Here is a 6,138-nt window from a genome sequence, read left to right on the forward strand (position 1 = left end):
GTGTGATCCTTTATTTACGTCAAGAAGGACGTGGAATTGGTCTGTTAAATAAAATCAGAGCTTATCACTTACAAGATGATGGTGCTGATACAGTTGAAGCAAATGAACGCTTAGGCTTTGCTGCAGATATGCGAGATTATACTTTTTGCAAAGGCATGTTAGGCCATTTGAATATCAGCAGTGTTAAGTTAATGACCAATAACCCGCGTAAGGTCAACGCGTTAATTAAAGCGGGGATTAATATTGCAGAGCGGGTGCCTCTGCAAGAAGGTAATAACCCGCATAATGCCGGTTATCTAAAAACTAAAGCCAACAAGCTTGGGCATATGTTTGCCGCTGATTTTATTAACTAACCAAGAATCGGGTCATTAACCACAACAATAATTTAGCAAAAAAATACCGTTGACTTAATTTAAGTCAGCGGTATTTTTTATTAAAAGTGATGGTATTAACCGCAATAATATTAACGCGAGCATTATTAAATATACTGGTTAATAATATCAGTTAAAGTCCCTTTATCCGCTAATACCGCAAGTTGTTGATTGATAAATTGCTGCAGGGCACTATCCATATTCGGATCGAATGCAAGGTAGATCGGATAGCTTGGGATTAAGGCTGAAAAATCTTGTAACTTGAACTGTTTGAGATCTCTAGATTGGATTTTTATGTTGTACTTTATCCGTGATGTCATTTCTACAAAGACTGCATCCTGTGGCATTTTATCTAAGATACGGAAAGCCGCGCTATAATCTTTTACTCTTAACTCTTGAATTTCACCATTATCAATATAAGGCTGCAGCGTTGGATAATCAAAACCATGGAGTAAGACAAATACTTTATCGCTGATGTCATTTAGGTCTTGGTAGACAAAATTAGAGTTGATATTAGATAAGATGCTATGGCTTACAGTATAAATTGGATGGTCTGATAAGTTTGCTGCTTGAACGCTACCCCAATTTGGACTTCCATAAGTGACCCAGTTTTTCTCACCACCGGATTTTAATTTTGAAATCATACGATTGAATGGGTAGGTATGATAATTAATAGTGTAATTATCAATAAATATAGCAGCAATAATGTCTGAAACGATACCTGAATGTTGATTATCGCTGGTTGTGATTTGGAATGGCATCGCTTGTTTCGCAATGACATAGTAGTTAATGGACTCCGAATTAGCAGTAAAGCTAACAATACAAAGTTGTATAGTTAACATTATTGAAATAAAGCGTTTCATTTTTACTTCCTTATAGTAGTAATTCCATAGTAGTGTCTATTATTAGATTAGTCGATTAGTAACAGGATGTGAGCTTAGGGATGAATAAAGCGACTCTGCAAAAGAAAAAAATAGGTATCGCGAGACAACTACTCGTATCAATCATACTTATCAGTTCTTTTTTTACATTACTCATAACAGGCTTGAATGTCTACCTTGATTATCAAGATGATATTTCAGAAGTAGAGACTCAGTTAGAGCATGTAAAGCAAAGTTATTTATCGAGCTTAACAGCCAGTTTGTGGGTTGAAGATCGTGAACAGCTTGAATTACAGGCGGAAGGCATCATGCAATTACCCAATGTGCATTATCTCGTCATTCAAGATGATAGCGGCGTAGTCCTGCAGTTAGGCACGCCGTTAGTTGAGTATGAATATCATACAGATTGGCCTATGCTGCAAGATTTTGGTAATAAGCAATTCGACCTCGGCACCATTAAAATACAATCGGATTTATATCCTATCTATAAAGGCTTATGGGATAAGTTTGTGGTGTTATTACTATCCCAAGTGGTAAAAACTTTCATTGTGGCATTATTCATTCTTTTTGTGGTGTATAAGATCGTGGTTCGACCATTAACTGAAATGTCTGAAGCCGTTAGCCAATTTGATAGTGATAATTTACCGCAACCGCTGGATTTAGACCTGCGTAAATTTGATGATGAAATCACTAATTTAACTACTAGTTATAACGCTTCAATTCAACAAACCCGTCATAACTATCGTGAATTGGAGGTTGCGAAACATCAGGCTGAAGATGCTAATTTAAAGAAAAGTGAATTTTTGGCCAATATGAGCCATGAGATCCGTACGCCAATGAACGGCGTTATCGGTACCGCTTCTTTACTGCAAGAAATGCCTATGGATGCCGAGCAGAAAGAATTTGTTGATATGCTTTATTCTTCATCCATTACCCTGCTTGATTTGATCACCGATATTCTTGATTTTTCTAAAATAGAATCAGGGCAATTGGTACTGGCACAAAATCCATTGAACTTATTCGAACTATGCAAAGAAATTGAGGCTAATTTCACGGTATTAGCGAGTCAAAAACAGATCTCATTAGTTTGTCATATTGATGAAAAAATACCGGATATGGTACTTGGTGATATTACTCAGTTACGCCAAGTACTGAATAACCTCGTCTCTAACGCCATTAAATTTACCGCAGTTGGTCATGTTCATCTCAATATCAAATTAATAGATCGCAAAGATAATCGTGTCGGAATTATGTTTCAGACCATTGATACGGGTATTGGTATTGCAGCTGAAAACCAGCATAAAATATTTGAAAAATTCCAACAAGCAGATGGTAGTACAACCCGTAATTATGGTGGTACTGGCCTAGGCCTAGCGATTTGTCGTAGTATTGTTAAGTTAATGGACAGCGATATTATTGTTTACAGTAAGCCGGGTAAAGGCAGCCGCTTTGAGTTTACCAGTGAGTTCGATTGCATTGATGAGCTTATCATCGGTGCTGATGCAGAGCAGAGTCTTGCGGGCTTATCTATCTTATTGGTTGATGACAGCATGCTGAATATGCGTATTACGTCAGCACAATTAAAAAACTTTGGCGCAACATCAGTATCTTGTGATGATCCCTGTTTAACCAAAAAAATAGTGCTAGATGCCTTGGTTAAAGGCCAAGCTTTTGATTTAGTGATTATTGATAAAGTCATGCCCAATATGGATGGTTTTATGGTCGTAAAACAATTGCAGGATGAATTTGCAGAGCTGACTCCTCGATTGATGCTGTTATCAGCCGAAGCTGAAGTTGGCGATGATATACTTGCCAAGCAGTTGGGAATTAAAGCATTTTTAAGCCGTCCTTATAAAGCAGATACCCTAAAAGCGGTGGTGCTTAATACGCAGTTGGACGAATATGCCGAGCAAACTACAACAGTTGTGGATATCGACAGCGCCAACGATGTGATAAAAGTACTCTTAGTCGAAGATACATTCATCAATCAGAAAGTGACGACCATGATGTTACAAAAATTGGGGATTGAAGTAACACTTGCTGATGATGGTCAAATTGCGGTCGATTTATGCAAAGAACAAAAATTTAACTTAATCTTGATGGATTGCCAGATGCCAGTGCTCGATGGTTTTGATGCCACGCTTGCTATCAGAGACGGTGAGAAAGCAACAGAGCATGTGCCCATCATTGCATTGACGGCAAACGTATTACAGACTGAAAAAGACAAATGTTTCGCCGCGGGGATGGATGACTTTATGGCGAAGCCAGTGAGTAAACAAATCCTAACCTTAATGCTGCAGAAACACCTATCACCTTGGTTAGCGAATACGCCTAACAGGCAGACGGTGAGAGCTATCGATACTGCCTAATACGTATTTGTTATCAGCATGAATTTATGACTGAATTTAATCTTTAGTTATAAAAATAGCGAAACAAAAAAGGCGAACAAGATGAATTGTTCGCCTTTTTAATTTCTTGTATTTGATTAGAGAGATAGGCCAGCTATATCCACTTATAGCAGATCTTCAGGTACATTGGTTGCTGCTACATCTTCACTTGGGTAACAACCTAATACTTTGAGCTGATTGGTAATACGAGTCAACTGCTTGATCACTGTTTGCATGTTTTCTGATTGTAAATTAGCCGCGACATCAATATAGAACATTTCTTCCCAAGGGTTACCTTGAATGGGACGGGACTCTAATTTAGTCATATTAACGCCTCGATCGCTTTCTCATACGCTTCCATTCCCAAATAGATGCCGCCCAATAATTGCAGGTAAGTGGAAGGATAATAAGGATTGAGACGCATGGCCTTCCTCACCAGCGGGAGCGCCTCCTTATACCTGCCGGTATGGGACAAGTACATCCCCAACAGAAGGTGAGGGAAAGACTCGTTGGGACCGAGGGCGACGGACTTCTCCCCCTCGGCAATGGCTTGGTCATACCGCTTTTGCTTCAGGTAGATAGCTCCCCACAGGGCATGGATCATGGGATCGGAGTCGTCCAGGGCCAGGGCCTTTTTCGCCAGTTCAACAGCTCGCAGGCGAGACTCCTCCCGAGACTCGCTCCATCCATGGCGCGCATCATCAAAATGCGTAAAACCAAGCGCAGTAAGCACCGGGGCATATCCCGGGTCCAGGCTCGCCGCTCGCTCAAAAAGCTCCCTGGCCTTGGCGTTATCAGTCTTATTATGTCGTTTCATGTGACCGAACCCTCTGACGTAATAACTCCAGGCCTCCAAATTTGGCATCGTCTTGCGGGTCAGCCGGGTTTGCACCCCGACCGATAATTTCACTTCAAGGGCGAACACGATTTTCAGAGTGATTTCGTCTTGCAGGACAAAAAGGTCTTGAAGGTCGCGATCGTAACGGTCCGCCCAAAGGTGACGCCCGGTGGTAGCGTCGATCAACTGGGCCGTTATCCGGAGCCGATCTCCGGCCCTTTGAACGCTGCCTTCCAGGATATAGCGTACCCCCAGGTCTTCGGCCACCTTCTGGGCCTTGACCGCTTTGCCCTTGTAAGTGAAAGTCGAGTTGCGGGCGATCACGAATATCTCCGGGATATAGGACAGGGCAGTGATGATGTTTTCGGTAATCCCATCAGCCAGGTAATCCTGATCGGGGATGCCGCTCAAATTGTCGAACGGCAGGACAGCGATGGAAGGCTTATCAGGCAGGGGGTATGCCATCTTCTCCACAGAGGCAGGTTCGATTTTAGTTGATTGGTGCAAATAGAAATACCAGCCTGCTACGCCTCCAACTGCTACTATCAGTACAATAGCAGCAGCCAAGGCCAACCACCTTTCGGCCTTTATTTTCTCACCAATGACTTTGCCTGCGGCCTCAAATTCCGTCAGCACACGATAAACTCGCACTGGTTCAGCAATGTTTTTAACACTGTGCTCACCAAGATTTTTATAGCCGAGATTAAGTTTGTTTTTTACCTGATCATACGATGTCCCGGAGATGCAGATGCCTCCAGGTTCAGACAATCCCTCCAGCCTGGCAGCTATGTTAACACCATCACCATAAATCCGCTCTTCTTCCTGGATGACATCACCAAGATTGATACCGATGCGGAACCGCATTTTACGGTTTTCAGGTAATTCGTCGTTGCGTGACTTGATTTCTTTTTGAACGGCTACCGCACACTGTACGGCATCAACAACACTGGCAAATTCAGCCAGAATGTTGTCGCCCGGTGAGTCCACGACTCTGCCGTTGTGGTCTATTACGAGTGTGCTAAGTACCTCACGGTAGGTTGTTAATGTGCGGACTGTGGCCTCTTCGTCTTCACCCATGAGGCGACTATATCCTTCGACATCGGCGCTGAGGATGGCGGTGAGTTTGCGTTTAAAACTTTCCTGAGCCCTTAGAGACACCCTTTTTGAGGTTTTAAAACGAAGAAGGGAAATATTTAAGACCCTGAATTAATATTACAAATATCCAAATATCTAACATTTTTTATCCAGCGCTTAAACCACAACATATTGATGTCCACGGTAAATATTTTTTGATAAAGCAATAAATTGCGTTTTTCGCTGATTTGTTATATAAATCTGATCCTTACCAATCTATCGCGACATTGCTCCTAATTTTATTTCAATACCATCCTGCCTTGTTAATTATGGTAGGTTTTAACATAATACAAGAATCATTCAGTTACAATCATCGCTAATTGTTTTTGCCAGCATGCAGGTAAAGGCTGTAATTCGGGTTGTCATCTCATTATACCAATAGACAACCTGTCAAACGAACCCACGTAGACGAAAAGGAGGCGCATATGGAAGAATTTAAGAATATTCTCTACCCCATTGCACTGACTGATATTTCACCCAAGGTGGTCCCGTATGTGGTGACTATGGCCAAACAACTCGATGCACAG

General features: G+C 41.6%; 5 protein-coding genes. 2 read left to right on the forward strand and 3 right to left on the reverse strand.

All coding sequences use genetic code 11. The features are described from left to right. Positions 1-353, forward strand: a 353-nt coding sequence (gene ribA / locus QNK26_RS12885; protein ID WP_319223536.1) for a GTP cyclohydrolase II RibA, incomplete at its 5' end; no start/stop codon positions are given. Positions 354-478: 125 nt separating this feature from the next. Here the strand turns inward: ribA and QNK26_RS12890 are convergent. Beyond that, on the reverse strand, positions 479-1,234 hold the full coding sequence (locus tag QNK26_RS12890; protein ID WP_319223538.1) for a transporter substrate-binding domain-containing protein: 756 nt from the start codon (positions 1,232-1,234) through the stop codon (positions 479-481). Positions 1,235-1,314: 80 nt separating this feature from the next. Here QNK26_RS12890 and QNK26_RS12895 point away from each other — a divergent pair, with 80 nt between their 5' ends. Next, positions 1,315-3,621, forward strand: a complete 2,307-nt coding sequence (locus tag QNK26_RS12895) for a response regulator (RefSeq protein WP_319223539.1) — start codon at positions 1,315-1,317, stop codon at positions 3,619-3,621. Positions 3,622-3,764: 143 nt separating this feature from the next. On the opposite strand, the gene QNK26_RS12900 is transcribed toward QNK26_RS12895, so the two are convergent. Further along, complete coding sequence (locus QNK26_RS12900; RefSeq protein ID WP_319223540.1) at positions 3,765-3,965, reverse strand: hypothetical protein; 201 nt, start codon at positions 3,963-3,965, stop codon at positions 3,765-3,767. Continuing rightward, on the reverse strand, positions 3,962-5,635 hold the full coding sequence (locus tag QNK26_RS12905; protein ID WP_319223542.1) for an adenylate/guanylate cyclase domain-containing protein: 1,674 nt from the start codon (positions 5,633-5,635) through the stop codon (positions 3,962-3,964). Before QNK26_RS12905 ends, QNK26_RS12900 begins: the two co-directional genes overlap by 4 nt. Between the last annotated feature and the right edge of the window lie 503 nt (positions 5,636-6,138).

Source organism: Moritella sp., assembly GCF_033791185.1.
Classification (GTDB): domain Bacteria; phylum Pseudomonadota; class Gammaproteobacteria; order Enterobacterales; family Moritellaceae; genus Moritella.